At 70.7% G+C, this 25,148-nt stretch carries 20 protein-coding genes and 1 pseudogene; 7 read left to right on the top strand and 14 right to left on the bottom strand.

All coding sequences use genetic code 11. The annotated features are described in order from the left end of the window. Nucleotides 1-4: 4 nt before the first annotated feature. Complete coding sequence (locus OG758_RS43095; RefSeq protein WP_326714864.1) at nucleotides 5-955, top strand: LysR family transcriptional regulator; 951 nt, start codon at nucleotides 5-7, stop codon at nucleotides 953-955. A gap of 44 nt (nucleotides 956-999) precedes the next feature. Here the strand turns inward: OG758_RS43095 and purU are convergent, their stop codons facing one another. Genes purU through glyA form a run of 7 tightly spaced genes read right to left on the bottom strand, consistent with a single transcriptional unit; the run spans nucleotide 1,000 to nucleotide 8,547 of the window. Continuing rightward, nucleotides 1,000-1,914 carry a formyltetrahydrofolate deformylase gene (gene purU / locus OG758_RS43100; protein WP_326714865.1) on the bottom strand — a complete coding sequence of 305 codons (915 nt, stop codon included), beginning with the start codon at nucleotides 1,912-1,914 and terminating at the stop codon, nucleotides 1,000-1,002. Continuing rightward, complete coding sequence (locus tag OG758_RS43105) at nucleotides 1,911-2,150, bottom strand: hypothetical protein (protein ID WP_326714866.1); 240 nt, start codon at nucleotides 2,148-2,150, stop codon at nucleotides 1,911-1,913. Before OG758_RS43105 ends, purU begins: the two co-directional genes overlap by 4 nt. Beyond that, nucleotides 2,147-2,776, bottom strand: coding sequence for a sarcosine oxidase subunit gamma (locus OG758_RS43110; protein ID WP_326714867.1), 630 nt, complete (start codon nucleotides 2,774-2,776; stop codon nucleotides 2,147-2,149). Before OG758_RS43110 ends, OG758_RS43105 begins: the two co-directional genes overlap by 4 nt. Next, nucleotides 2,769-5,639: a sarcosine oxidase subunit alpha family protein gene (locus OG758_RS43115; protein WP_326714868.1), complete on the bottom strand. Its 2,871-nt coding sequence runs from the start codon at nucleotides 5,637-5,639 to the stop codon at nucleotides 2,769-2,771. Before OG758_RS43115 ends, OG758_RS43110 begins: the two co-directional genes overlap by 8 nt. Beyond that, nucleotides 5,636-5,941, bottom strand: a complete 306-nt coding sequence (locus OG758_RS43120) for a sarcosine oxidase subunit delta (RefSeq protein ID WP_326714869.1) — start codon at nucleotides 5,939-5,941, stop codon at nucleotides 5,636-5,638. Before OG758_RS43120 ends, OG758_RS43115 begins: the two co-directional genes overlap by 4 nt. Before the next feature lie 15 nt (nucleotides 5,942-5,956). Further along, nucleotides 5,957-7,186: a sarcosine oxidase subunit beta family protein gene (locus OG758_RS43125; RefSeq protein ID WP_326714870.1), complete on the bottom strand. Its 1,230-nt coding sequence runs from the start codon at nucleotides 7,184-7,186 to the stop codon at nucleotides 5,957-5,959. Further along, nucleotides 7,183-8,547: a serine hydroxymethyltransferase gene (glyA, locus tag OG758_RS43130; protein WP_326714871.1), complete on the bottom strand. Its 1,365-nt coding sequence runs from the start codon at nucleotides 8,545-8,547 to the stop codon at nucleotides 7,183-7,185. Before glyA ends, OG758_RS43125 begins: the two co-directional genes overlap by 4 nt. Before the next feature lie 94 nt (nucleotides 8,548-8,641). Here glyA and OG758_RS43135 point away from each other — a divergent pair, with 94 nt between their 5' ends. Both OG758_RS43135 and OG758_RS43140 read left to right on the top strand, forming a co-directional pair. After that, a complete protein-coding gene (locus tag OG758_RS43135) occupies nucleotides 8,642-9,313 on the top strand; it encodes a GntR family transcriptional regulator (protein WP_326714872.1) in 672 nt (223 codons plus the stop codon). Nucleotides 9,314-9,452: 139 nt separating this feature from the next. Next, a pseudogene (locus OG758_RS43140) lies at nucleotides 9,453-9,578 on the top strand (aldehyde dehydrogenase family protein); the annotation flags it as partial. Nucleotides 9,579-9,670: 92 nt separating this feature from the next. Here OG758_RS43140 and OG758_RS43145 read toward each other — a convergent pair. From OG758_RS43145 to hutI, 4 genes are all read right to left on the bottom strand, one after another. Next, nucleotides 9,671-10,048: a PaaI family thioesterase gene (locus OG758_RS43145; RefSeq protein ID WP_382627221.1), complete on the bottom strand. Its 378-nt coding sequence runs from the start codon at nucleotides 10,046-10,048 to the stop codon at nucleotides 9,671-9,673. A 108-nt stretch (nucleotides 10,049-10,156) separates the two neighbouring features. Beyond that, the gene (locus OG758_RS43150) at nucleotides 10,157-11,710 is read right to left on the bottom strand and encodes an acetolactate synthase large subunit (RefSeq protein WP_326714874.1); all 1,554 of its coding nucleotides are present in this window, start codon (nucleotides 11,708-11,710) and stop codon (nucleotides 10,157-10,159) included. 208 nt (nucleotides 11,711-11,918) lie between these two features. Continuing rightward, nucleotides 11,919-14,663, bottom strand: a complete 2,745-nt coding sequence (locus OG758_RS43155; protein ID WP_326714875.1) for an aminotransferase class I/II-fold pyridoxal phosphate-dependent enzyme — start codon at nucleotides 14,661-14,663, stop codon at nucleotides 11,919-11,921. Between the two features lie 92 nt (nucleotides 14,664-14,755). Next, nucleotides 14,756-15,988 carry an imidazolonepropionase gene (hutI, locus tag OG758_RS43160; protein WP_326714876.1) on the bottom strand — a complete coding sequence of 411 codons (1,233 nt, stop codon included), beginning with the start codon at nucleotides 15,986-15,988 and terminating at the stop codon, nucleotides 14,756-14,758. 249 nt (nucleotides 15,989-16,237) lie between these two features. Here hutI and OG758_RS43165 point away from each other — a divergent pair, with 249 nt between their 5' ends. After that, nucleotides 16,238-17,038 (top strand): IclR family transcriptional regulator, encoded by an 801-nt coding sequence (locus tag OG758_RS43165; RefSeq protein WP_326714877.1) that lies wholly within the window; start codon nucleotides 16,238-16,240, stop codon nucleotides 17,036-17,038. Between the two features lie 135 nt (nucleotides 17,039-17,173). On the opposite strand, the gene hutH is transcribed toward OG758_RS43165, so the two are convergent. Together hutH and OG758_RS43175 are read right to left on the bottom strand one after the other, a co-directional pair. After that, on the bottom strand, nucleotides 17,174-18,712 hold the full coding sequence (gene hutH, locus OG758_RS43170) for a histidine ammonia-lyase (RefSeq protein ID WP_326714878.1): 1,539 nt from the start codon (nucleotides 18,710-18,712) through the stop codon (nucleotides 17,174-17,176). A 191-nt stretch (nucleotides 18,713-18,903) separates the two neighbouring features. Beyond that, nucleotides 18,904-20,379 carry an amino acid permease gene (locus OG758_RS43175; protein ID WP_326714879.1) on the bottom strand — a complete coding sequence of 492 codons (1,476 nt, stop codon included), beginning with the start codon at nucleotides 20,377-20,379 and terminating at the stop codon, nucleotides 18,904-18,906. A gap of 143 nt (nucleotides 20,380-20,522) precedes the next feature. Between OG758_RS43175 and OG758_RS43180 the strand changes: the two genes are divergently transcribed. Then, the gene (locus tag OG758_RS43180) at nucleotides 20,523-21,353 is read left to right on the top strand and encodes an IclR family transcriptional regulator (protein WP_326714880.1); all 831 of its coding nucleotides are present in this window, start codon (nucleotides 20,523-20,525) and stop codon (nucleotides 21,351-21,353) included. Nucleotides 21,354-21,365: 12 nt separating this feature from the next. Here OG758_RS43180 and hutC read toward each other — a convergent pair whose 3' ends face one another. Then, nucleotides 21,366-22,115 carry a histidine utilization repressor gene (gene hutC / locus OG758_RS43185; RefSeq protein ID WP_326716227.1) on the bottom strand — a complete coding sequence of 250 codons (750 nt, stop codon included), beginning with the start codon at nucleotides 22,113-22,115 and terminating at the stop codon, nucleotides 21,366-21,368. A gap of 235 nt (nucleotides 22,116-22,350) precedes the next feature. Here hutC and hutU point away from each other — a divergent pair, with 235 nt between their 5' ends. Together hutU and hutG are read left to right on the top strand one after the other, a co-directional pair. After that, complete coding sequence (hutU, locus tag OG758_RS43190) at nucleotides 22,351-24,030, top strand: urocanate hydratase (RefSeq protein ID WP_326714881.1); 1,680 nt, start codon at nucleotides 22,351-22,353, stop codon at nucleotides 24,028-24,030. Further along, on the top strand, nucleotides 24,027-25,013 hold the full coding sequence (hutG, locus tag OG758_RS43195) for a formimidoylglutamase (RefSeq protein ID WP_326714882.1): 987 nt from the start codon (nucleotides 24,027-24,029) through the stop codon (nucleotides 25,011-25,013). Before hutU ends, hutG begins: the two co-directional genes overlap by 4 nt. The last annotated feature ends 135 nt before the right edge of the window (nucleotides 25,014-25,148 follow it).

Genomic DNA, 25,148 nt, shown 5'->3' on the forward strand with positions numbered 1-25,148 from the left:
GCGGGTGGATCTCAACGCTGTGCGCACCTTCGTCGCGGCTGCGGACGCCGGCCAGTTCCAGGAAGCCGCCGTGGCACTGTCGATCACCCAGCAAGCCGTCTCCAAGCGCATCGCTGTGCTGGAAAAGGATCTGGAAGTACGCCTGTTCACCCGCACCCCGCGCGGAGCCGAGCTCACCATCGACGGGCAGGCGTTCCTGCCCCACGCCCGCGAACTCCTCCGGGCCGAAGACCGGGCCGACGCCTCCGTGCGCCCCGGCCGGCGCCCCCTGCGCGTCGACGTCCTCAACCGGCGGATCGCTCCGGCCGTGCTCCTCCAGGACTTCTACCGCACACGTCCCGAGATCGAGCTCGACGTCGTCACCCTGAACGCCGACGTCGACACAGCGATCGCCGCCGTCGAAGCCGGGACGATCGACGCGACGTTCCACGCGATCACCGTCCCCGAGCACCACCTGCCGGCCTCGATCAAGACCGCCCGAGTGATCGACGACCCGCACGAGCTGCTCGTAGGACCCTCCCACGCGCTGGCCGACGCCGACAGCGTCACGCCCGCACAACTCGCCGGACACCGCATCTGGATGCCCGGCATGGCACCCGGCACCGAGTGGGCCGACTACTACGACGAGTTCTCCGCCGCGTTCGGGCTCACGATCGACGTCGTCGGGCCCGTCTTCGGGAACGAGGCGCTCCTGGACGAGATCGCCGACTCCACCGACCTGGCGACCCTCGTCGGCGAAGGGTCGCGCTATCTCTGGCCCGACAGCTACGACCTGCGGCGCATCCCGGTACGGAACCCGACACCGGTCTACCCGATGTCACTGATCTGGCGCGGCGACAACCGGCATCCGGTGCTCGACGCGTTCCGCGCCCACCTGGAGACGACACACGCACGAACCCCTGACGTCGAGGTGTGGGAACCGACGTGGAGGCAGCGAACAGCCAGAAGGACGTGAGGCCCACGGCCGGTTTCTGACCCCCTGGCCCTCTGGCCATCCCCTCAGCGGAGTACCACCGTGCGCCTCCCCTGGACGAACACCCGGCCCTCGCAGTGCCAGCGGACGGCGCGGGCCAGGGCTGCCGATTCCGCGTCACGGCCGATCGCGGCCAGGTCCTCGGGGGTGTGGCTGTGGTCGGCGCTGATGACCTCTTGGGCGATGATCGGGCCTTCGTCGAGGTCGGGGGTGACGTAGTGGGCCGTCGCGCCGACGAGTTTGACGCCTCGGTCGTGGGCCTGGTGGTAGGGCTTGGCGCCCTTGAAGCTCGGCAGGAACGAGTGGTGGATGTTGATCAGCCGGCCGGGCAGTCGGGTGCACAGGTCGTCGGAGAGCACCTGCATGTAGCGGGCGAGGACGACCAGGTCGACGTCGAACGAGTCGATGATTTCGAGGAGTTGCGCCTCGGCCTGAGGCTTGGTCGCGGTGGTGACCGGCACGTGGAAGAAGGGGATGTCGTGCCAGGTGACGAGTGCCTCGTGGTCGCGGTGGTTGGAGACGACCGCGACGACGTCGATGGGCAGGTCGCCGCTGCGGGTGCGGAAGAGCAGGTCGTTGAGGCAGTGGTCGTAGCGGGACACCATGATCAGCACGCGTCGGCGGGTGCCGGCCGGTTCGAGGTGCCACCGCATGGCGAAGGGGGCGGCCACGGCGGCGAAGTCGTCGCGCATGGACTGCGTGGTGTTCTCGCCGACGGCTGCGGCGAAGTGCACCCGCATGAAGAAGTGGCCGTCCCGGCGGTCGCCGAACTGCTGGTTGTCGATGATGTCGCTGCCGTGCTCGACGAGGAACCGGGAGACGGCGTGGACGATGCCGGGCGCCTCTGGGCAGTCGAGGGTGAGGACATGTTCGGCCGGCGCCGTGGCGGGGCCGGTAGGAGAGGGGGCGGGGGACGCGGCGGAAGCCGGGGAATCAGTCATGGTGTCAGCATTCGGTGACGTTGACGGCGAGGCCCGCGGGCGGCCTCCTGGCATGTGGCCTTCATGTCCCGGCCGGTGTCGCGCAGGGTCGTGGTGACCTTGGCGAGGCTGTCCGTGTACGTGCGGTGGTCGGCCCAGCTGCTGGCGAAGCGCCGGGCCGCCCGTGTCGGCCCCACCGTGCGCGAGGAGGGGCCGGCGCGGACCGAGTGCGGGCCGAACGCGCCCGGTGCGGTCAAGGCAGCTCGGGGCCGCGGTATTCGCGCATCGCGTCGATGAGCCAGCGCGCCAGGTAATCGGCGAACGACGAGCGCGGCAGCAGACGGTACGTCGGCCCGTCGTCGACCTGCCAGAGCAGGACCGCGATCGGTCCCACCGTGGTCGATACGGCCCGGCCCGGGCCGAAGACCCGGGGATGCAGGTCCAGCGGGCAGCCTTTCTCCAGCACCTGCCGGGCGGAGGGGCCGCTCAGTTCGAGGGTGGTGCGGTTCGCCGAGACGTCGACGACCGAACCCGGATCCGTGGCGAGCGCCTCCCTCAACTCGGCCACCACGGAACCGACTTCGGTCTGGGACAGCACGAGCCACTCGTCGGGGCCGAGCCAGAACGCCGTGTGGCCGCCGGAGGTGGTGGTCCGGCCGTGCTCGCGGGGGAGTGGTGCTCCCAGGGTCTTCTCGATGCGGGTCGCCGCCGCGGAGGCGGGGTCGACGCGCACGTTCACCATGCTGACGAAGGGCCACTCGGCCAGCGTGACACCGCGGGCCCCCGTGACGGCGGCGTCCCGCATCCGCTCCGCGAGATGCGCCAGAGGGCTCACGCGCCATGCCAGCAGGCCGGTGCGCGCGTCGTTCGTGGGCTCAGCCATCGCGCTTGGTCCCTTCCGGGTCGTAGAGGACGGAGTCGGTGACCTCGACGGGCACCAGGTCGTCGCCCACCGGGGCGAGCAGGGTCGAGCCGATCCTGGCCCGCCCGCCGGCGACGAGGGCGAGGGCGAAGGGGCGGCCGAGGGCGGTGCTGTGATAGCTGGAGGTGACGTGGCCGAGCATGGGCACCGGCCCGGACTCGGGCGTCAACGGCGTGTCCCGCGCGATGAGTTGGGACCCCTCGTTAAGTCGCGTCGTACGGTCGGTGGGCAGCAGGCCGACCAGCTGCTTGCGGTCGGCGCGCGTCGTGTCGGCACGGGAGTAGGAGCGGTTCCCGATGAAGTCCTTGCGCTTGGAGACCACCCAGTCCATGTTCGCGTCCTGGGGCGTGACGGTGCCGTCGGTGTCCTGGCCGACGATGATGAATCCCTTCTCGGCGCGCAGGACATGCATCGTCTCGGTGCCGTACGGGGTGATGTCGTACGACTTTCCGGCCTCGTACACCTGCTCCCAGACGGCTCGGCCGTACCAGGACGAGACGTTGATCTCGAAGGCGAGCTCACCGGAGAAGGAGATCCGGCAGACGCGGGCCGGGATGCCCGAGGCCAGCGTCGTCTCGCGGAACGCCATGAAAGGGAACGCCTCGGCGGAGACGTCGAGTTCGGGGGCGAGCTTCGCGATGACGTCGCGTGACTTCGGGCCGACGACGGCGACCGTCGCCCACTGTTCGGTCACCGAGGTGCAGTGGACGTCGAGCTCGGGCCACTCGGTCTGCAGCCACTCCTCCAGCCAGTCCAGGACCCCGGCGGCGCCACCCGTCGTGGTGGTCATGAAGTAGCGGTTCTCGTCGAGGCGCAGCGTCACGCCGTCGTCGAAGATCATGCCGTCGGGCTTGCACATCACGCCGTAGCGGGCCATGCCGGGCTTGAGCTTCTTGAAGGCGTTGGTGTAGACGCGGTTGAGGAACTCGCCCGCGTCTGCTCCCCAGATCTCGATCTTGCCGAGGGTGGTGGCGTCCATGAACGCCACGCCTTCACGGGCCGCGCGGCACTCGCGGGCGACGGCCGCGTCCATGTCCTCGCCCGGCCGGGGGTAGTACCAGGGCCGCTTCCACTGCCCGACGTCCTCGAACTCCGCGCCGTGGGCGATGTGCCAGCCGTGGACGGACGTGGTGCGCTCCGGGTCGAAGAGGTCCCCGCGCTCCCGTCCGGCGAGGGCGGCGAAGGCCACCGGTGTGTAGGGCGCCCGGTAGGCGGTGGTGCCGATCTCGCCGGGTGACGCGCCGGCGCCGAGGGCTTCGGCGATCACACCGATCGCGTTGACGCCGGACGTCTTGCCCTGGTCGTTCGCCGTGCCGAGGGAGGTGTAGCGCTTGACGTGCTCGACGCCGCGCATGCCGGCGCCGGTGGACCGCCAGACGTCGGCGACGGTGACGTCGCGCTGGAGGTCGACGAAGTGGGTGTCCCAGGTGCCGGGTTCGCCGACGGGGGAGGGCACCAGCCACAGGGCGCGGACGTCGGGCCGTGCGTCCTCGGACGGCGCCGCGGGCACCGGAACGGGGAAGCCCGCCTCGGTCGCCGCCAGCGCACCGGCCCGCGCGCCTTCGGCCAGAGCCCCGTCGAGACCGTACGTCCCACGTGCCGCGCCGACGACCTGCTGGTCCCGCACGGTGCCGTCGGGCACGAACGCGACCAGGTCGTCGTCCCAGCGCAGCTTGCCCTGGCGCTGGCTGTGCAGGTGGACGACCGGACTCCAGCCGCCCGAGACGGCGAGCAGCTCGCAGTCGAACTCCTCTGTCTCGCCCGTGAGTTGGCCGTCCGCGTCGAGGCTCTGGACGGTCACGCCGGTGAGGCGGGACTCGCCCGCGGTGTCGACCACTGCGCTGCCCGTCAGCACCCGTACCCCGGTCGCCGTCGCGATCTCGGCGGCCGGCCGCGACAGTTCGGGCCGCGCGTCCACGACGGCGGCGATGTCGATGCCGGCTGCGTGCAGATCGGCGACCGTGTCGTACGCGCTGTCGTTGGTGGTGGCGACCACGGCCCGGCGGCCCGGGGCCACGCCGTACCGGTTGAGGTACGTGCGTACGGACGCGGCGAGCATCACGCCGGGACGGTCGTTGCCGGCGAAGGTCAGCGGGCGCTCGTGCGCGCCGGTCGCCAGGACTGCCTGGCGGGCGCGGATGTGCCACAGCCGTTGGCGCGAGACACCCGAGGAAGGGTCGGGTGCGTCGCCTCCGAGGTGGTCGGTGCGCCGCTCCAGGGCGAGGACGTAGTTGTCGTCGTACGACCCGAACACCGTGGTGCGCGTCAGCACAGTGACCTCGGGGGCCGCGTCGAGCGCCGCGCCGACCTCGGCCACCCACCCCGACCGAGTGCGTCCGGACAACAGCGCGCCACCGGGTTCAGGCTGGTCGTCCACCAGGATCACGCGCGTGCCGGACTCGGCTGCCGCGGCTGCGGCCGCGAGCCCGGCCGGGCCCGCGCCGACGACCAGGACGTCGGTATGGACGTACTTCTTGTCGTAGACGGCGGGGTCGGGGGTCGGGTCGAGTCGTCCCATGCCGGACAGCGTGGTCGCGGACAGGCCGTCGTACAGCTCCACCGTCGTCGCCGGGAGCATGCCCTCCGAGCACGAACCACCGAGCTGTACCAGGGCGTTGGCCTCCTCGACGCCCGCCGAGACGATGCCGCGGGGGCGGCCGCGGTAGAGCGACGGGGCGGCCTCCACGATGCCGTTCGCCAGCATGGCGGAGGCGAGGGTGTCGCCGGGATGTCCGGTCAACTCCCTCCCGTCGAGGGTGAAGTGCAGGAGAGTGGTGCGGTCGACGCGGCCTTCGTCGCCGAGCCGGAACTGCTGGTCGGTCATCGCTGCTCTCCGGCCGGGTCGGTGATGCGGGGTTCGGGGCGCGGCTCGTCGAGCCGGTAGGTGGCGAGCACCTCGTAACTGACCGTGTCGCGCAGGGCGTTGAACCAGCGGCGGCAGCCGTGGTTGTGCATCCACCGCTCGGCGAAGGGGCCCTTCGGGTTGTCCCGGTAGAAGACGTACTCGGCCCACTGCCGGTCGTCGAGGTCGGCGGGGTTCTCGGGGTACGGGACGTGGGCCTGGCCCCCGTAGTGGTATTCGCTCTCGTTGTGGGGACCGCACCATGGGCAGTTGATGAGCAGCATCGCAGCAGCGTCCTCTCAGTGGGCCACGGCCGCGGCGCCGTGTTCGTCGATCAGTGCGCCCGTCGTGAAGCGGTCGAGGGCGAAGGGGGCGTTGAGCGGGTGCGCCTCGCCCGTGGCGACGGTGTGCGCGAAGGTCCAGCCGGCGGCCGGCGTGGCCTTGAAGCCGCCGGTACCCCAGCCGCAGTTGACGAAGAGGTTCTCGACGGGAGTGGCGCTGATGATCGGCGAGGCGTCCGGGGTGACGTCGACGATGCCGCCCCAGGTCCGCAGCACATGCGCCCGCGCGAAGATCGGGAACAGTTCGACGGCCGCGGCCATCTGCTCCTCGATGACGTGGAAGGAACCGCGCTGTCCGTATCCGTTGTACGAGTCGACGCCCGCGCCCATCACCAGTTCGCCCTTGTGCGCCTGGGAGACGTAGACATGGACGTGGTTCGACATGACGACGGTGGGGTGGACCGGCTCGTGGAGCTCGGAGACCAGTGCCTGGAGCGGGTGGGACTGGACGGGGAGGCGGACTCCGGCCCGCTCGGCGAGCACGCTGCTGTGTCCGGCGGCCGCGAGACCGACCCGGCCGGCGTTGATGCGGCCGAGGTTGGTCTCGACACCCACGACCCTCTCGCCGTCCTTGACGAAGCCGGTGACCTCGCAGCCCTGGATCAGGTCGACGCCCATCTCGTCCGCGCGGCGGGCGAGCGCCCAGGCGACGTGGTCGTGCTTGGCGATGCCGGCGCGGGGCTGGAAGGTGCCGCCGAGCACCGGGTACCGGGTGTCCGGGGAGACGTTGAGGATGGGGCAGACCTCGGCGACCTGGTCCGGGTCGAGCCATTCGGCGTCGATTCCGTTGAGCCGGTTGGCGTTGGCGCGGCGCCTGCCCTCGCGGACGTCCTGGAGGGTGTGCGCGAGGTTGAGGACGCCGCGCTGGCTGAACAGGAAGTCGTAGTCCAGCTCCTCCGGGAGTCCCTCCCACAACTTGAGCGCGTGCTCGTAGATCGCCGCGCTCTCGTCCCACAGGTAGTTGGAGCGGATGATGGTGGTGTTGCGGGCCATGTTGCCGCCGGCCAGCCAGCCCTTCTCCAGGACCGCGACATTGGTGATGCCGTGTTCCTTCGCGAGGTAGTAGGCGGTCGCCAGGCCGTGCCCGCCCGCGCCGACGATGACGACGTCGTACGAGGAGCGCGGCTCGGGATTGCGCCAGAGGAAGTCCGGGTGTTCCGGCAGGGTCGGCTGCGGCTGGACGGTCATGCCGCGTCTCCGTTCAGGCGAGGCAGGTGGGGCGGCTGGGGCAGGCGGGGCAGATGGGGGTACAGGGGGAACGCATCGGCGAGCTTCTCCACCCGGTCCCGCAGCAGGCTCGCCTGCTCCTCGCCGAGATGTTCGGGCCTGAGCGTCCCGGCGATGATGTCGGCGACCTCACGGAACTCCTCGGCGCCGAAGCCGCGCGTGGCCAGCGCCGGCGTACCGATCCGCAGGCCGGACGAGACCATCGGCGGGCGCGGGTCGAACGGCACCGCGTTGCGGTTGACGGTGATGCCGACGCGGTGCAGCCGGTCCTCGGCCTGCTGCCCGTCGAGCGCGGAGTTCCGCAGGTCGACGAGGACCAGGTGGACCTCGGTGCCGCCGGTGAGCACGGTGATCCCGGCCTCGGCCACATCGTCGCTGAGCAGTCGCCCGGCCAGGATGCGGGCGCCGTCCAGGGTGCGCTGCTGGCGCTCCTTGAACTCCTCGCTCGCCGCCACCTTGAAGGCCACCGCCTTCGCCGCGATGACGTGCTCGAGGGGCCCGCCCTGCTGCCCGGGGAAGACCGCGGAGTTGATCTTCTTGGCGAGACCGGCCCGGCTGAGGATCACTCCGCCGCGCGGACCGCCGAGCGTCTTGTGGGTGGTGGTCGTGACAACGTCCGCGTACGGAACGGGACTTGGGTGCAGTCCGGCCGCGACGAGTCCGGCGAAGTGCGCCATGTCCACCATCAGGTAGGCGCCCACCTCGTCGGCGATCCGCCGGAACGCGGCGAAGTCGAGGCGTCGGGGGTAGGCCGACCAGCCGGCGACGATCAGCTTGGGCCGGTGCTCGCGCGCGAGCCGCTCGACCTCGTCCATGTCGATACGCAGGTCGGACTCGCCTACGTGGTACGGCACGACGTTGTAGAGCTTGCCGGAGAAGTTGATGCGCATGCCGTGGGTCAGGTGGCCGCCGTGCGCCAGGTCGAGGCCGAGGATCGTGTCGCCCGGGCTGAGGAGTGCGAACATCGCGGCGGCGTTGGCCTGGGCGCCCGAGTGCGGCTGTACGTTTGCGGCCTCGGCGCCGAACAGGTCCTTGACCCGCTCGATGGCCAACTGCTCGATGACGTCCACGTGTTCACAGCCGCCGTAGTAGCGGCGGCCGGGGTAGCCCTCGGCGTACTTGTTGGTGAGGACCGAGCCCTGGGCCTCCATGACGGCGGCCGGGGCGAAGTTCTCCGACGCGATCATCTCCAGCGTCGACTGCTGGCGGTGCAGCTCGGCGTCGACGGCGGCGGCGATGTCCGGGTCGAGCTCGCTGAGCGGAAGGGCGTGGAGCGAAGCGGAGGTCGTAGGCGTGGTGATCGACTGGGCGTCCGTTGCCATCTGCACACCATTCTGAGAGCCGACTAATGAGCAACTGATATATCAGTCTGTGCGGTAAGGTATGGGACCTCGATGGACAGGTCAAGGGGGCCTCATGCAGCACGTGGCGACCGAGCCGGCGGTCGGCGGCGAGGAGCTGTCCCTCGCCGAGCGCGCCTACCGCGCCATCCGCGATCAGCTCGTCATGCTCGACATCCGCCCGGGCGCGCCCATCAACGAGGATCAGCTCGCCCAGTCCCTCGGAGTCGGCCGCACCCCGGTGCGCGAGGCCCTCAAACGACTCCAGTACGAGCGGCTCGTCACGACCTATCCCAGGCGCGGCACCTTCGCCACCGAAGTCAACATCACCGACCTGGCCCATATCTCCGAAGTCCGCCTGGAGCTCGAGCCCTTGGCCGCCGCCCGTGCGGCACGGCGGGCCACGGCCGAGGACCGTGCGGCCCTGACAGCCGTACGGCGTGAACTGGCAGGCGTGGATCCCCGGCACAGCGATGCGGCCGAGCTGATGCATCTGGACCTCAAGGTCCACCGTGCCGTGTACGCCGCCACGCACAACCCGTACCTGGAAGACACCCTCATCCGCCACGACAATCTGGCCACGCGGATCTGGTGCCTGTTCATCGACCGGCTCGCCGACATGGCCGGCCACGTCGAGGAGCACGGACCGCTGATCGACGCGATCGTCGCCGGTGAGCCGGATGCGGCGGCCCAGATCGCCCGCGCGCATGTCGAGGGCTTCGAACGGGCCGTGCGCGACGCCATCTGACCATGGCCCATGGCTTGGCCGCGGGCCCAACCCGCTGATCAGGGCGGCGAGTCGACGAAGCCCTGACGCGCCGGAGGCCCTCCGTCCCGTGGGTCGGCGCGCGGCGCCCCCGTGACGACTCGGGCGGGTCAACTCACCTCTCGTGCCGGCGACCGAAGTCCCCTGGGGCGGCTTCAAGGGATCCGGCTACGGCCGGGACCTGTCGGTGTACGCGCTGGACGACTACTCGCGCACCAAACGCGTCATGCGCGACCACGCGCGCTGACCTCCGTGGCCGGGAGGGGAGGGGCGTCGAAGTCTCACCCTAAAGCTGAGGTCGAGGGAACGCTCGTCGCGGGTGCAGCCGAGTCGCCCCGCTCACTGCGCGGTCCTGTTCACGCGGATCAGCGTCTGCTGTCCGTGGGCCACGAGCTTGCGTGTGCCGTTCTCCTGCGCGGCGAAAACCTCCAGCTGGCACACGGTCAGGGTCCGCCCGGCCCTGAGGACGGTTCCGACGGCCTCAAGGTGGTCGCCGAGGGCGGGCGCGAGCAGGTTGATCTTGTATTCGACCGTGAGCACCTCGGTGTTCTCGGGGAACAGAGTGAAGGCCGCGTAGCCACCGGCGCTGTCGGCGATGGAACTGGTGGCGCCGGCGTGGAAGTAGCCGTGCTGCTGGGTCACTTCGGGCCGGGCCGGGAGCGCGATGTGCACGACGCCCGGTGCGATGCGCGTGAGCCGCGCACCGAGGTGGGCCATCAGCCCCTGCTGGTCGAAGCTGGCCCGGACGCGCTCCTGTACCTCGGCGCTTGCCTCTTCCAGCCGCTCAGGCTCGTCCACATGTTCTCCTTCGTCGTTCGGGGCCCACTACAGGTGAGGCGGGACCACGGCGTCGATCAGATGAGGGCCCGGTTCCGCGAAGGCGCGGCGGAGCTGCTCGGCGAGTTCCTCGCAGGTGGTCGCCCGCGACGACGGGACACCCATCCCTTCCGCGATCTTGGCGAAGTTCAGGTCGGGCGAGGAGAGGTCGAGCAGCGTCTTCGCGGCAGGACCCGAGAGGTCGGCGCCCACCCGCAGCATTTCGAGGCGCAGTACGGCGTAGGCGCTGTTGTTCAGGATGACGGTGGTGACGTCGAGGTTCTCGCGTGCCTGGGTCCACAGGGCCGAGATCGTGTACATCGCACTGCCGTCGGCCTCCAGGTTGACGACCGGCCGGTCCGGTGCCGCGATTGCCGCCCCGGTGGCGACCGGTATGCCCTGCCCGATCGCGCCGCCGGTCAGCGTCAGTACGTCGTGCCGGGGCGCGCCGACCGTGGCGGCCGGCAAGGCGGCGCCGGAGGTGTTCGCCTCGTCCGAGATGATCGCGCCGGCGGGAAGCAGGGCGCCGACGACTTCGGCCCAGTTGTTCGCGGTCAGGGGGCCGCTCGGGAACGACGGGAGGGCGGGCTCGGCCAGGGTCGGGAGCGTGTCCGCGGCCACCTGCTCGGCCAGCGCTTCCAGAGCGGCGACCACGTCCTGGGACGGATCGGCGAGGGTGTGCACCTGGGCGCCCTCGGGTACCAGGTCGCTCGGCTTGCCGGGGTAGGCGAAGAACGACACGGGGGAGCGAGTGCCCGCCACGATCAGGTGCTTGACACCGTCGAGTTGGCGGACGGCCTGCTCGGCGAGGTAGCGGAGGCGCTCGATGGCGGGCAGGCCCGCGCCGCGCTCCAGTCGCGCGGGGAAGGTCTCCACCAGCGCGCGCACGCCGGTGGCGTTCGCGATCCGGCTGGTCGCGAGGAGGCCGGGCTCACGGCAGGCCGGGCCGCCGATCAGCAGCGCGGCGGGTTCGCCGCTGCGGAGGATGTCAGCGATGGACGACACCGTCTGCGGACCGGGAGCCGCAGATGTGCGCGAGGGCAGTGGTTCGGCGACCTGACCGCCCTCGTCCCAGGACGCGTCGGCGGGCAGGATCAGCGTCGCGACCTGTCCCGGTGCCTTCATCGAGGCCGCCACCGCGGCCGCAGCGTCGGCGCCGACCTCGGCGACCCGGTCGCTGCGCCGCACCCAGCCGCTCACCGACCCGGCCACCGGATCGATGTCGGACTCCAGGGGAGCGTCGTACTTCTTGTGGTGGGTGGCGTGGTCGCCCACCACGTTCACGACGGGGGTGTGGGCCCGCCGCGCGTTGTGGAGATTGGCCAGCCCGTTGCCGAGGCCGGGGCCCAGGTGCAGCAGCGTGGCGGCCGGTTTGCCGGCGATGCGTGCGTATCCGTCGGCGGCCCCGGTGACGGCACCCTCGAACAGGCCGAGCACGCCGCGCATTTCGGGTACGGAGTCGAGCGCGGCGACGAAGTGCATCTCCGAGGTGCCGGGGTTGGCGAAGCACACGTCGACACCGGTACGGACGAGAGTACGGATCAGCGACTGCGCGCCGTTCATGGGCGGCCTCTCCGTCGTGGCCGTCCGCGCTGATTTCCAGGGCTGACGGCCGGCGACTGTCTGTCGTGGGATACACGAGGGGATGCGTGTGCTGCCTGCGGATACTAAGCGGTCGGTAATCGTGTGTCGAGGATCGGCCTCGGGCCCGCGCCCGTCCATCTCGTCGACGTACGGCAACGAGGGCGCTCCGGACGTCGGACCGGATCGATCAGGCCGTCGCCCAGGGGCCGTTGTCGGACTCCAGGAGCGTTTGCTGCTCCTTCAATGCCTGCTCGGTGAACACCCGGTACCCGGTCTCCGGCCGGTATCCATGGATCTCCCGGGTGTCGAGGGCCCGCATGTAGTCCAGTACGGCGTCGTTGACGACCTGACCGGGGACCAGTACGGGGAATCCGGGCGGGTACGGGGTCACAAACGTGGCCGAGACGACGTCCCGGCCGCCGGTCATGGCCTCGGTGACCTCGTCCGCCGACAGGTACTCGCACTGCGTCTCGTCGTACGCCAGGTAGAAGGCCCGGCGGATGTCCCCTTCGGGTGTACGGCCTCCCGGTCGGAAGGCGGGATGGAAGGAGCTGAAGTCGGGCAGGGCGACGACGGCGTCCCATGCGGCGTCGGCGGCTTGTCGACGCAGAGCGGGCGGGCCCAACTCGTCCTTGCGATCCTCCAGTTCCTCGACGATCTTGAGGAGCACCTCGATGAGGTAGGCGACGGCGCTGCGGGTGGTGCCGATGTTCGTCATGAACAGCAGCGTGTTGCGGGTGCTCTTGTTGACCTGCACCCCGTAGCGGTCCATCAGGTGCTCGTGCTTGAACGTGTCCCCGTCGATGCCCGTGAGACCGATGTGCAGGGTCGCCCGGGTCGGGTCGAGCACGAACTCGTCGTCCTCCCAGGCCTCCGACATCCGTGCCAGACCGGTCCGCAGCGGCTGTTCCACGCCGGAGGCCCGGAATTCGCCCGGGATCAGGTCGGGCGTCGTCAGGAAGCGCAAGTACCGGCTGAGTACGGGGTGCTGGTCGATCGCATCACGCAGCACCCCTGCCTGTTCGAGCTGCTTCTGCACCAGCTCGAAACCTTCCAGCGCGGCCTGTCTTCGGCCCAGGTCCAGGGAGGCGAGGATCTGATAGTTGGGGGACGTGGAGGTGTGCGTCATGTACGCCTCGCGGAACGTCTCCGCCGTGCGGTGGCTGAAGTCCTGGTCGAAGACGTGGATCATGGAACCCTGGCGCAGCGAGGTGAGCGTCTTGTGCGTCGACTGCGTGGCGTACACCCGGATCCGGGCCTTGGCGGGGTCGGGGACGAGCCGGTGGTCGAGGAGCATCTCGTCGTCGGGATCGTCGCCCAACTCCTGCTGCTGTCGGGCGTATCGGTCGGCGAGGCCCTGTCCGCGCAGGTTCTCCGTGAGGGTGCGGGCGGCGGCCATGGCGGTGCGCCGGCGGTAGACCGGGTGGAAGCGGGCGAAGGCGAACCACGCCTCGTCCCACAGGAACGCCAGATCGGGCTTGAGCGCCAGGCACTCCTCCATCACCCGCGTCGGGTTGTAGACGATGCCGTCGAAGGTGCAGTTGGTCAGCATCAGCATCTTGACGCGGTCGAGGAGACCGGCCCGCCGCAGCTCCAGCAGCTTGCGCTTGATCTCCTTCACCGGCACGGCGCCGTACATCCCGTACCGGTCCAGGGGATAGGCGTCGAGGTAGACCACCTGGGCGCCCGCGAGCATCAGCCCGTAGTGGTGGGACTTGTGGCAGTTGCGGTCGACCAGGACGATGTCGCCCGGCCGTACCAGCGCCTGTACGACCACCTTGTTGGCGGTGGACGTCCCGTTGGTGACGAAGTAGGACTGGCGCGCCCCGAACGTCTTGGCGGCGAGGTCCTGGGCCTCCCGCAGCGGGCCCGTCGGCTCCAGCAAGGAGTCGAGGCCGCCCGAGGTGGCGGACGTCTCGGCGAGGAAGATGTTCAGCCCGTAGAACTCGACCATCTCGGGGATCCAGTGCGAGGTCAGCAGCGACGTTCCGCGGGAGATGGGGAGCGCGTGGAAGACACCTGTCGGTCGTCTGCTGTGTGCTCTGAGCGCGGTGAAGAACGGTGCGCGGAAGCGTTCGCGGACGCCGTGCAGAATCGACAGGTGGAGTTCGAGCAGCCCTTCGCGCGCGTGGAAGACCCGGGCGAATCCGCTGCTGAGCACACCGGCGATCCGCTCCACCGAGCCGTCGGTCATGAGATAGAGGTCCATCTCGGGCCGCAGTTCGAGCAGCCGCGCACCGAGCGCCTGCGCCCTCTGCTCGTAGGGCCCGTCCTGCGCGAACGGGTCGGCCTGCGGCTGTTCGACGAGGCCCGCGACGACACTCAGGTCGTACGGGGAACGGTCGGCGAACCTCCGGTGGATGACCACGGCTTGCAGACCGGGGTTGACCAGGACCGCCATCACCGCGTCCTCGAAGCTGGGCGCGACGACGATCTCGTACACGAACTCGTCCTCGGCGCGGCGCCGGCCGCGCAGCGAGATGCGCAGCGCCTCCTCCTCCGCCGCGGTCAGTTCGCCGACCACGAGGACCTCGAAGTACGGCTTGGGCGTCGTCCCGCCCGGAAGCGGCTCCTCCCCGGCCGGAGCGGTCGGTTCGGCCTTCCGGGGCGTCGCGCTGCGGTACGACTCCGTGCCCAGGGCGCGATGCAGTTCGTCCGTGCGCCGGGCCAGGCCGTACCGGTCCTCGGCCGTGCGCAGGCGGCGCAGTTCGGTGAAGGCGGACCTGCCGGGGAAGGCCCAGCAGTTCTCGATCGGCAGCAACTGCCGGAAGAGTTCGTCCAGCCGCTCCTGCGTCGCCTGCCTGCGGGCTGCGCTCGAGGTGTCGGACGCCCACTGGCGTGCGAGTTCGGTCAGTGAGCTCCAGGCGTCGGCACGCAGCTGACGGACGCTGCTGTACACGCCGGCAGGCGGATTGGCGGGTGTGTCACCCATCGTGTGGCTTCCTCGTTTGTGACGTCGTGTCTCGGGAGGGCGGTGATCGAACGGGGGGTGGCGCGCGTACAGGGGGTGGCGCGCGGGATTCCTCAGGTGGGCCGGACGACGCACCTGCCGGCGCGCCAGACGGCGGAGACGAGGGGAACACCGGGGCGGTAGGCGAGGTGCACGTGCGAGGGCGCGTCCAGGAGTACGAGGTCGGCGCGCGCCCCGGGTGACAGCGTGCCGACGTCGTCGCGGCGCAGCGCCCGTGCGCCGCCCGCCGTCGCCGACCAGAGCGCCTCGTCCGGCGTCATGCCCATCTCCCGTACGGCGAGGGCGACGCAGAACGCCATCGAACTCGTGAAGGAGGAGCCGGGGTTGCAGTCGGGGGACAGCGCCACGGTCGCGCCGGCGTCGAGCAGACGACGTGCGTCGGGGTAGGTCGCCCGCGTCGAGAACTCCGCCCCCGGCAGCAGCGTCGCCACGGTGTCGCCGTGCGCGAGCGCGTCGACGTCGGAGTCGGTGAGGTGGGTGCAGTGGTCGGCCGAGGCGGCGCCGAGTTCGACGGCGAGCTGGACGCCCGGCCCGTGGCTGAGCTGGTTGGCGTGCATCCTCGGCAGGAGTCCGCGGGCGGACGCGGCCTCGAGGATCGCGCGCGCCTGGTCCGCGTCGAAGGCTCCCTGCTCGCAGAAGACATCCGCCCAACGGGCGTGCGGCGCACACGCGTCGAGCATCGGGCCCGTCACCAGGTCGACATAGCCGGCCGGGTCCTCGGCGAACTCGGCGGGCACGACATGCGCGCCGAGGAACGTCACCTCGTCGGTGTGGGCGGCGGCGACGGCCAGTGACCGGGCCTCGTGTTCCACCGTGAGGCCGTAGCCCGACTTGATCTCGACGGTGGTCGTGCCCTGCCGCAGCGCTTCGGACACATGGCGCCCGGCGGTGGCGTGGAGCGCGCTGTCCGGTGCGGCCCGGGTGGCCTCGACGGTCGTACGGATGCCGCCGGCGCTGTAGGCACGGCCCGACATCCGCGCGTTGAACTCCGCGGTTCGGTCGCCGGCGAAGACGAGGTGGGAGTGCGAGTCGACGAATCCGGGGATGGCTGCCCGGCCCTGGGCGTCGAAGCTGCGGTCGGTCGTGGGCGCCTCGGCCCGGGGGCCCACCCAGGCGACATCGGTGCCGTCGATGACCAGCGCGGCGTCGGTGATCAGGCCGAGTGGACCCGTTCCGCGCGTGGCGTCGTTGGTGACCAGGGCGCCGATGTTCGTGATCAGCGTGGAGGCGCCGGGCAGATCAGCACCGGCGCGTCCGGCTTCGGCGAGGGGCTGGGGGACTGGCATGTGAATCTCTCCGTGGATGCTGCGGCCAGGTCCTGCCGGCGCGGCGTGATCCGTGGGCACACGGCCGGGCAGCGGATGAGTGAGTGCCCCGGTGCGGACGGCGTTCCATCGCGCGTCCGCACCGGGGGCTTCCATCAAGCATCAGGCCCCGGGGGCGGTGCCAGGGCCGCCGCCCGCATTGCGTCTCGTATCCCAGACTTCGTACGGGTGGTTCGGTGCGGGGCCGACGGGCGGACGTAACCTCCCGGTATGTCTCCCGTTCCCGCCGCCGCCCAGGTGCTGGCCATCCTCCGCTATCTCGCGGGCCAGGCAGGGCCCGTACCCGCCGCGGCGATCAGCCGTGACGTCGGGCTTCCCCGCTCGACGACGTACCACCTGCTCGACACCCTGGCGCGCGAGGGCTTCGTCGTGCACCTGTTGGAGGAGCGACGCTACGGCCTGGGCGTCAGCGCCTTCGAACTCGCCTCCGGATACAGCAGGCAGGCGCCCTTCCAGCGCATGGCGCGGATGCCGTTGGCCAAGCTCGTCGACAGCACGGGCCACAACGCGCACCTCGCCGTACTGCACGGCCGCGAGGTCATCTACGTGATCGAGGAACGTGCGCCAGGACGTGCCCCCCTGGTGACCGAGGTCGGTGTCCGGCTGCCGGCCCACCTCACCGCCAGCGGTCGGGCCGTCCTGGCCCGTCTGCCGCAGGCGCAGGTGCGGGCCCTGTTCCCCGACGCGTCGGCCTTCGTCCTGCGCAACGAGTCCGGCCCCGGTTCGCTGACCGCGCTCCGCCAACTCCTCGTGGAGGCGCGGCGGCGGGGGTACGCCACGGAGGACGGCGAGGTGACGCCGGGCTTCTCGTCCGTGGCGGCCGCGGTCCTCGACCACGGCGCGCACCCCGTCGCAGGTGTCGCGGTCACTTTTCGCGGCGACGAGGTCGGGGCCGAACAACAGCGGCGGATCGCCGCGCAGGTGACCCGTACGGCCAACCAACTGAGCCGGCGCATCGGCGGGGTGGCCGACGCACAGGCCCGTACGCAGACGGCGGGACACCTCACCTAGAAGCGGTGCGCCTCACGCAGAAGCCGAACTCCCGCCGCCGGACAGGCCGGCGGCGGGAGTTCGGCTTATTTGGACCAGGCGCGAACGATCACAGAGACCAGGCGCGGACGGTCACAGGAACCAGGTCCGATCGGTTCAGCCCAGCGGGCCGGTGACCGACTCGGCGGCCGCGAGGGCGCCGCCGGTGGCCACGAACTGCACGGCGGCCTCGATCTCGGGAGCGAGGTACCGGTCGGTGCCGGGGCCCTCGACATCGCGGCGCAGTCCGGCCAGGACGGCCGCCGTGGCGGGCGCGGGGGCCAGCGGGCCACGGAGGTCGAGCGCGCGGGCCGCGGTGAGGATCTCGACGGCGACCACACGGGTCAGGCCGTCGATGGCGCGGCGCAGCTTGCGGGCCGCGGCCCACCCCATGGAGACGTGGTCCTCCTGCATGGCGCTGGAGGGGATGGAGTCGACCGAGGCGGGCGCGGCGAGGCGCTTGAGCTCGGAGACGATGCCCGCCTGGGTGTACTGGGCGATCATGTGGCCGGAGTCCACGCCCGGGTCGTCGGCGAGGAAGGCGTTCAGGCCGTGGTTGCGCGCGACGTCGAGGAAGCGGTCGGTACGCCGCTCACTGACGGAGGCCACGTCGGCGACGGAGATGGCAAGGAAGTCCAGGACACAGGCCACGGGCGCGCCGTGGAAGTTGCCGTTGGACTCGACGCGTCCGTCCGGCGTGACGACGGGGTTGTCGATGGCGCTGGCCAGCTCACGCGCGGCGACCGTCTCGGCGTGCGCCAGCGTGTCGCGGGCGGCGCCGTGGACCTGCGGGGTGCAGCGCAGCGAGTACGCGTCCTGGACCCGGGTGCACTCCGGACCGCGGTGGCTCGCGACGATCTCCGAACCCTTCAGGAGGGTGGTGAGGTTGGCGGCACTCGAACCCTGGCCCGGGTGCGGGCGCATGGCCTGGAGGTCGGCGGCGAACACGGCGTCCGTGCCGAGCTGGCCCTCGACGCTCATGGCGGCGGCGATGTCGGCGGTGCGCAGCAGCATCTGCAAGTCGTGCGCGGCCATGACGAGTTGGCCGAGCATGCCGTCGGTGCCGTTGATGAGGGCCAGGCCCTCCTTCTCGTGCAGCGTGACCGGGGAGAGGTCGGCGGCGGCGAGTGCGTCCGCGGCGGGCATCAGGTCGCCCTTCGCGTCACGCACCTGGCCTTCGCCCATGACGGCGAGGGCGCAGTGGGCGAGCGGGGCGAGGTCGCCGGAGCAGCCGAGCGAGCCGTACTCGTGGACGACCGGGGTGATGCCGGCGTTGAGCAGGTCGGCGTAGGCCTGGGCGGTGTCGGGGCGCACACCGGTGCGGCCGGTGGCGAGCGTCGACAGACGCAGCAGCATGAGGGCGCGGACGACCTCGCGCTCGACCTCGGCGCCTGAGCCGGCGGCGTGCGAGCGCACGAGGCTGCGCTGGAGCTGCGCGCGCAGCTCCAGCGGGATGTGACGGGTGGCCAGGGCGCCGAAGCCCGTGGAGACGCCGTAGTGGGGTACGACGTCGTTGGCGAGGTTCTCGACCACCTTGCGGCTCTGGGCTATCTCGCCCAGGGCTTCGTGGGTGAGGGTCACGCGGGCCCCGTGCCGGGCGACGGACACGACATCGGCGACGGAGAGGGGGCCGACCCCTACGAAGGTTTCGTTCATGACTCCATGAAGCCCGAAAACGGAACGTCTTCGTCAGTGGCTGCGGAGGGTTACTGTCTGGGATCCCAGACAGTTGCCGCATGCACCGGGATCTCGGGCTGATCACGGGCGCGGTGGCGGTCCCGGCCCCCACGCGAAAAGGGCCGGCGGAACCGTCGCTGTCGCGGTTCCGCCGGCCCTTTCTGCCGCCCTTATCGCTGGCGCACGGGCTCCAGCCCGGCCCTGGCGGCATCCTCGTCCGAGGGCTCCTGGCCCTCGGTGGACTCGTTCTCGTACGAGACCTGCGGCGCGGTGTCGGCCGCTGCCGCCCGCCGGGCCCGGGGGCGCAGCCAGAGGTAGTACACGCACGTCATCAGGGCCAGCCACACCCCGCCGACCATCAGCGCGATCCGGGTGCTGTCCGAGAACGCGAGGAGCACCACCACGCAGACCATGAAGGCGATGGTGATGATCTGGCCGTAGGGCCAGAACGGCGCCGGGTACTTCAGTGCGGCGACCTCCTGCGCGGACATCTTGCGGCGCGCGCTGACCTGGGACAGGAGGATCATCAGCCAGACCCACACCGTGGCGAAGGTCGCGATCGAGGCGATGACGAGGAACACCCGTTCGGGCATGAGGTAGTTCAGGAGCACACCGAAGAGGAGTGCGCCGATCATGATGACGACGGTCATCCACGGCACGCCGTTGCGGGAGAGGCGGCGCATGACGGACGGCGCCTGGTTGCGCTCGGCCATGCCGTACATGATGCGTCCGGCGGCGAAGATGTTGCTGTTGATCGCGGACAGGGCCGCGATGATGACCACGACGTTCAGCACGGTGGCCGCGGAGGCGACGCCGATACCGGCGAAGATCTCGACGAACGGGCTGCCCTTCGCGCCGATGTGCTCCCACGGGTTGAGCGACATGAGGACCGCGAGCGTCAGCACGTAGAAGAGCACGATGCGGATCGGGATGGAGTTCACGGCGCTCGGAATGGTCTTCTCCGGGTTCTGCGCCTCGCCGGCGGTGACGCCGATGATCTCCGTGCCGCCGAAGGCGAACATCACCACGGCGAAGGACAGGACCAGGCCCTGGATGCCGTTGGGCATGAACCCGCCGTTGCTCCACAGGTTCGAGATGCCTGCGTCGCCGTTGCCGCCGAACCCGAAGACGATGATCGCAAGGCCGGCGAGGATCATCGCGATGATGGCGACGACCTTGGCGAAGGAGAGCCAGAACTCCAGCTCACCGAAGACCTTGACGCTGAACAGGTTCATCGCGCCGATGATGCCGACGGCCGCGAGGAGCCAGATCCACCGTGGCACGTCCGGGAACCAGAAGCTCATGTAGACGCCGAGTGCCGTGATGTCCGCCAGACAGACGAAGACCATCTCGAGGGCGTACGTCCAGCCGGTGAGGAAACCCGGCAGCGGTCCGAGGTACTTTGTGGCGTATTCGCCGAAGGATCCGGCGCACGGGCGGCTCACCGCCATCTCGCCCAGCGAGCGCAGGACGAGGAAGACCGCGGCGCCACCGATCAGATAGGCCAGCAGGACGGCGGGCCCCGCCGCCTTGATGGACTCCGAGGAGCCGTAGAAGAGACCGGTCCCGATTGCGGAACCCAGGGCGATGAAGCGTATGTGCCGGGACTTGAGCCCGCGTTGCAGGGACGTGGTGTCGGTGGACAAAGCAGGTCCTCCTTGGGAACGCCGGGTTCCGGGTGAGGTGGCGGGGCTGAATCACGTGCCGGTCGACGGCGTTCGTCAGCACTCCCGCATGACGAAGGCCCTTGTATATTCCTGTATATACAGATGAGTCAAGAGGTGGACCAATGGGTGAACGGACAACGGCGTCCAGCGCCTCGCCTGCCGTCGGTCGCGCGCTGGACATCCTGCTGCACCTCGCCGGACGCTCGGGCCCCGTCCAGGCCGCGGCCCTGGCCCGCGAACTCGACATCCCCAGATCGTCCGCGTACCACGTCCTCTCGGTCCTGGTGGACCGCGGCTTCGTCACCTACCTCCCCAAGGAGCAGGCGTACGGTCTTGGGGTCGCGTCCTTCGAGATCGGCTCGGCCTATCTGCGCCACGAACCGCTGGAGCGCCTCGCGCGCCCCATCCTGCGCACCACCTCGGCACGTCTGGGCCAGACCGTGCACCTCGGCATCGTCCACGGCGCGGAGACCGTCTACCTGCTGAAGGAACGGCCCCCGTCGAACCGGTCCGGCGACGCGGACATCTCCCTCGTCACCGACGTCGGCGTCCGGCTGCCCGCCCACCTGACGGCCAACGGGCGCGCCCTTCTCGCCCACGTGTCCCCGGCACAGGTGCGGGCTCTCTTCCCCCGGCAGGCGGATCTCATCACGCGTACCGGCAGAGGACCCCGCTCGCTGTCGGAACTCCTCGACCTGCTGGCCCGTGACCGCGCACGAGGCTGGTCGGAGGAGGTCGAGCTGGTCTCCGAGGGCTTCCGGTCGCTGGGTGTCGCGGCCTTCGACCACAACGAACGGCCCGTCGCCGCACTCAGCAGCACCTGGCACCGGCACTACAGCCGGCACGACCCCGACCACGTCCGCGAGGTCCTGGAGCAGGGGGCGGCACGGCTGACGGCCGCGATGTCCGGCCGACGCCCGACCGCGAAACCGGCCCCGACGCGGGCACGCTGACGGCAGCCCGACTCAGTGGGCGTCGAACGTCCCCACCAGGCGGTACCTGGATCCGGGATGGATCAGCCGCGCGACGCTCACGACAGCATCCCCGGACCAGGTGCGGCGCTGGATGAGCAGGCACGGCTCGGACGGGCCGATGCCGAGGATCTCGCACTCCTCGGCGGACGGCAGTACCGCCTCGACGATGTGCTCGCCCTTGCCCAGCGGGGCGACCTCGGACAGGAACGTGAACGGCGTACCCGCGGTGAAGTCCTGGTCGAGATAGCCGGGGGCGAAGTCCGGGTGGACGTAGCGGTCCTCCAACTGGACCGCCGCACCGTCCTCCAGGTGCACGACACGTGAGCGGAACGCGCTGCGCCGCCCGTCGAGGCCGAGCTGAGCGCTGATCTCGGGGTCGGGGAGCTCCTCGCGCAGGGACAGCACCCTGGCCGAGTAGCCATGCCCGCGGTCCCGGACCTCGTCGGCGATGTTGTGCACCCCGGCGAGCGCGGAACTGCTCTTGCGCCGCGCCACGAACGTGCCCACGCCCATGACGCGCCGGAGCAGCCCGTCGGCGCTCAGCTCGCGCAGGGCGCGGTTGATCGTCATACGGGACAGGCCCAGCGACTCGACGAACTGGCTCTCCGAGGGAAGCGCCTCGCCCTCGCGCCAGCGCCCACCCAGGATCTCCCCGGCCACAAGGTCCTTGATCCGCTGATAGGCCGGGGCGGAAGCGGGCGTCTGCCGCGCATAGAGCCGGGCGATCTCCGCAGCCTCCACGACCAAGCCGTCCACCGTCCTCGTACCCCATGGATCCGTCGCGCCACATGCGCGAACACCACGGCAATCCTAGGCGAGGCGGCCCGCACGGAACCCGCGCCCCTGAGCGCCCCCACATCACCGCCGGCCGGCGCCGTTCTCGGATCCGAGAACCTGGGCGGCCGCCGCTGGAACGCGTGCGGCGCCTCGCCTGTCATGGAACACGCAACTCCACCGCCATCGACCAGGAGAGAACATGACCGGCGTTTCCCCCGAGTCCCGCCACATCCGCGCCCCCCGTGGAAGTGAACTCAACTGCCTCGGCTGGCAGCAGGAGGGCGCCCTGCGCATGCTCATGAACAACCTCGACCCCGAGGTCGCCGAGCACCCCGAAGACCTGGTCGTCTACGGCGGAACCGGCAAGGCCGCACGCGACTGGGCGTCCTTCGACGCGATCGTGCGCACCCTGAAGACGCTCAAGGACGACGAGACGATGCTGGTGCAGTCCGGCAAGCCCGTCGGAGTCATGCGCACCAGCGAGTGGGCACCCCGCGTCCTGCTCGCCAACTCCAACCTGGTCGGCGACTGGGCCAACTGGGAGGAGTTCCGCTCCCTCGAGGCACGCGGCCTGACCATGTACGGGCAGATGACCGCCGGCTCGTGGATCTACATCGGCAGTCAGGGCATCCTGCAGGGCACGTACGAGACCTTCGGCGCCGTCGCCCGCAAGAAGTTCAACGGCACCCTCGCGGGCACCATCACCCTGACCGCCGGCCTCGGCGGCATGGGCGGCGCCCAGCCGCTCGCCGTGACCATGAATGACGGCGTCGCGATCTGCGTCGACGTCGACCCCACCCGCATCGAGCGCCGCATCGCCCACCGTTACCTCGACGTCGCCGCCGACGACCTCGACCACGCGCTGAGCCTGGCCATCGAGGCCAAGGAGGCCCGCCGCCCGCTCTCCATCGGCCTCACCGGCAACGCCGCCGAACTTTTCCCGCGGCTCCTCGAAATGGGCGCGCCGATCGACATCGTGACCGACCAGACCTCCGCGCACGACCCGCTGGCCTACCTCCCCGTCGGCGTGAGCGTCGAGGAGTGGCACGAGCAGGCCCGCAAGGACCCCGCCGACTTCACCCGCCGCTCCCGCGAGTCGATGGCCCGCCACGTCGAGGCCATGGTCGGCTTCCTCGACGCCGGAGCCGAGGTCTTCGACTACGGCAACTCGATCCGCGACGAGGCCCGCAAGGCCGGCTACCGGCGCGCCTTCGACTTCCCCGGCTTCGTCCCCGCCCACATCCGGCCGCTGTTCGAAGAGGGCCTCGGCCCCTTCCGGTGGGCGGCCCTGTCCGGCGACCCCAAGGACATCGAGGCCACCGACCGCGCGATCATGGAGCTCTTCCCCGAGAACGAGCACCTGCACCGCTGGCTCAAGATGGCCGCCGAGCGCGTCGAGTTCGAGGGCCTGCCCGCCCGTATCTGCTGGCTCGGCTACGGCGAACGCCACCGCGCTGGCGTCAAGTTCAACGAGATGGTCGCGAGCGGCGAGCTGTCCGCCCCGCTCGCCATCGGCCGCGACCACCTCGACTCCGGATCCGTCGCCTCGCCGTACCGCGAGACCGAGTCGATGCTCGACGGCTCCGACGCCATCGCCGACTGGCCGCTGCTCAACGCCCTGGTGAACACCTCCTCCGGCGCCTCCTGGGTGTCCATCCACCACGGCGGCGGCGTCGGCATGGGCCGCTCCATCCACGCGGGTCAGGTCTGCATCGCGGACGGCACCGAACTCGCCGCGCAGAAGCTGTCGCGCGTGCTCACCAACGACCCGGGCATGGGCGTCATCCGCCACGTCGACGCCGGCTACGAGCACGCCGCCTCCGTGGCACAGGACCGCGGCGTACGCGTCCCGATGACCGAGGGGGACGACTCCCAGTGAGTGCTGTCGCCACCATCGAACTCACCGTGGACGCGGCCCCCGAACGCTGGCACGGCCGGGACGACGGCCCCGGGAACGAGCACCTGCGCTGGCACCACGCGATCAGCACCGACACCGGCGCCCCGGGGCCGTGGGACGCCACGTTCGTCGGCTTCCGCAGCGACGAGGGCGTCCGCCGCAACAAGGGCCGTCAAGGCGCGGCGAACGGTCCGCGCGAACTGCGCGCCGCCCTCGCCTCGATGGCCCTGCCCGCCCCGCTGACCGCGCTCGACGCCGGAGACATCGAAGTCACCGACGGAGAACTGGAGTTGGGCCACCACCGGCTCGGGCAGGTCGTCGGCCCGCTCGTCGACCGCGGTGCTCCCGTCGTGGTCCTCGGCGGTGGCCACGAGGTGGCGTACGGCACGTACCTGGGGCTCGTCTCCACGCGGGCCGTCCGGGCCGGCGGGCGGCTCGGAGTGCTCAACCTCGACGCGCACTTCGACCTCCGCGACGACGTGCGCGCGAGCTCGGGCACGCCGTTCCTGCAAATGGCGCGGAGCGAGGAGCGGCGCGGGCACCGGCTCAACTACCGCGTGCTCGGGGTCAGCCAGCCGAGCAACACCGCGCATCTGTTCCGCACCGCAGAGCGCCTCGGTGTGCGCTACCTGCCGGACACCGAATGCGGTGTGCTGAACCTGCCCGCGGTCGACGCCTTCACGGACGAGTTCATCGACAGCCACGACGTGCTGCACCTCAGCATCGACCTCGATGTGCTCCCGGCCGCAGTGGCCCCCGGCGTCAGCGCCCCGGCCGCCCACGGAGTCCAGATGGAGATCATCGAGCACGTCTGCGCCAAGGTGGCGGCGAGCGGAAAGCCGCTCGTGGTCGACATCGCGGAACTCAACCCGGACCTCGACACCGACCACCGCACCGCCCGAGCGGGCGCCCGCCTGATCCACCGCATCCTGACGACACACCAGGCGAGGACCACGAAGGTCTGAGGACACACATCACCGACCGCACGGCCTGGGCCCGTTGCCGGGGGAGCATTGCGCACCCTCGGCCACGGGCCAGGGGTGCTGGACGCAATGGGCCTGTGTGAGCTGTGGAGGGCATCGACACCAGCAACATCCGGC

It is taken from the genome of Streptomyces sp. NBC_01474 (assembly GCF_035918215.1).
GTDB classification, from domain to species: Bacteria; Actinomycetota; Actinomycetes; order Streptomycetales; family Streptomycetaceae; genus Streptomyces; species Streptomyces aureus.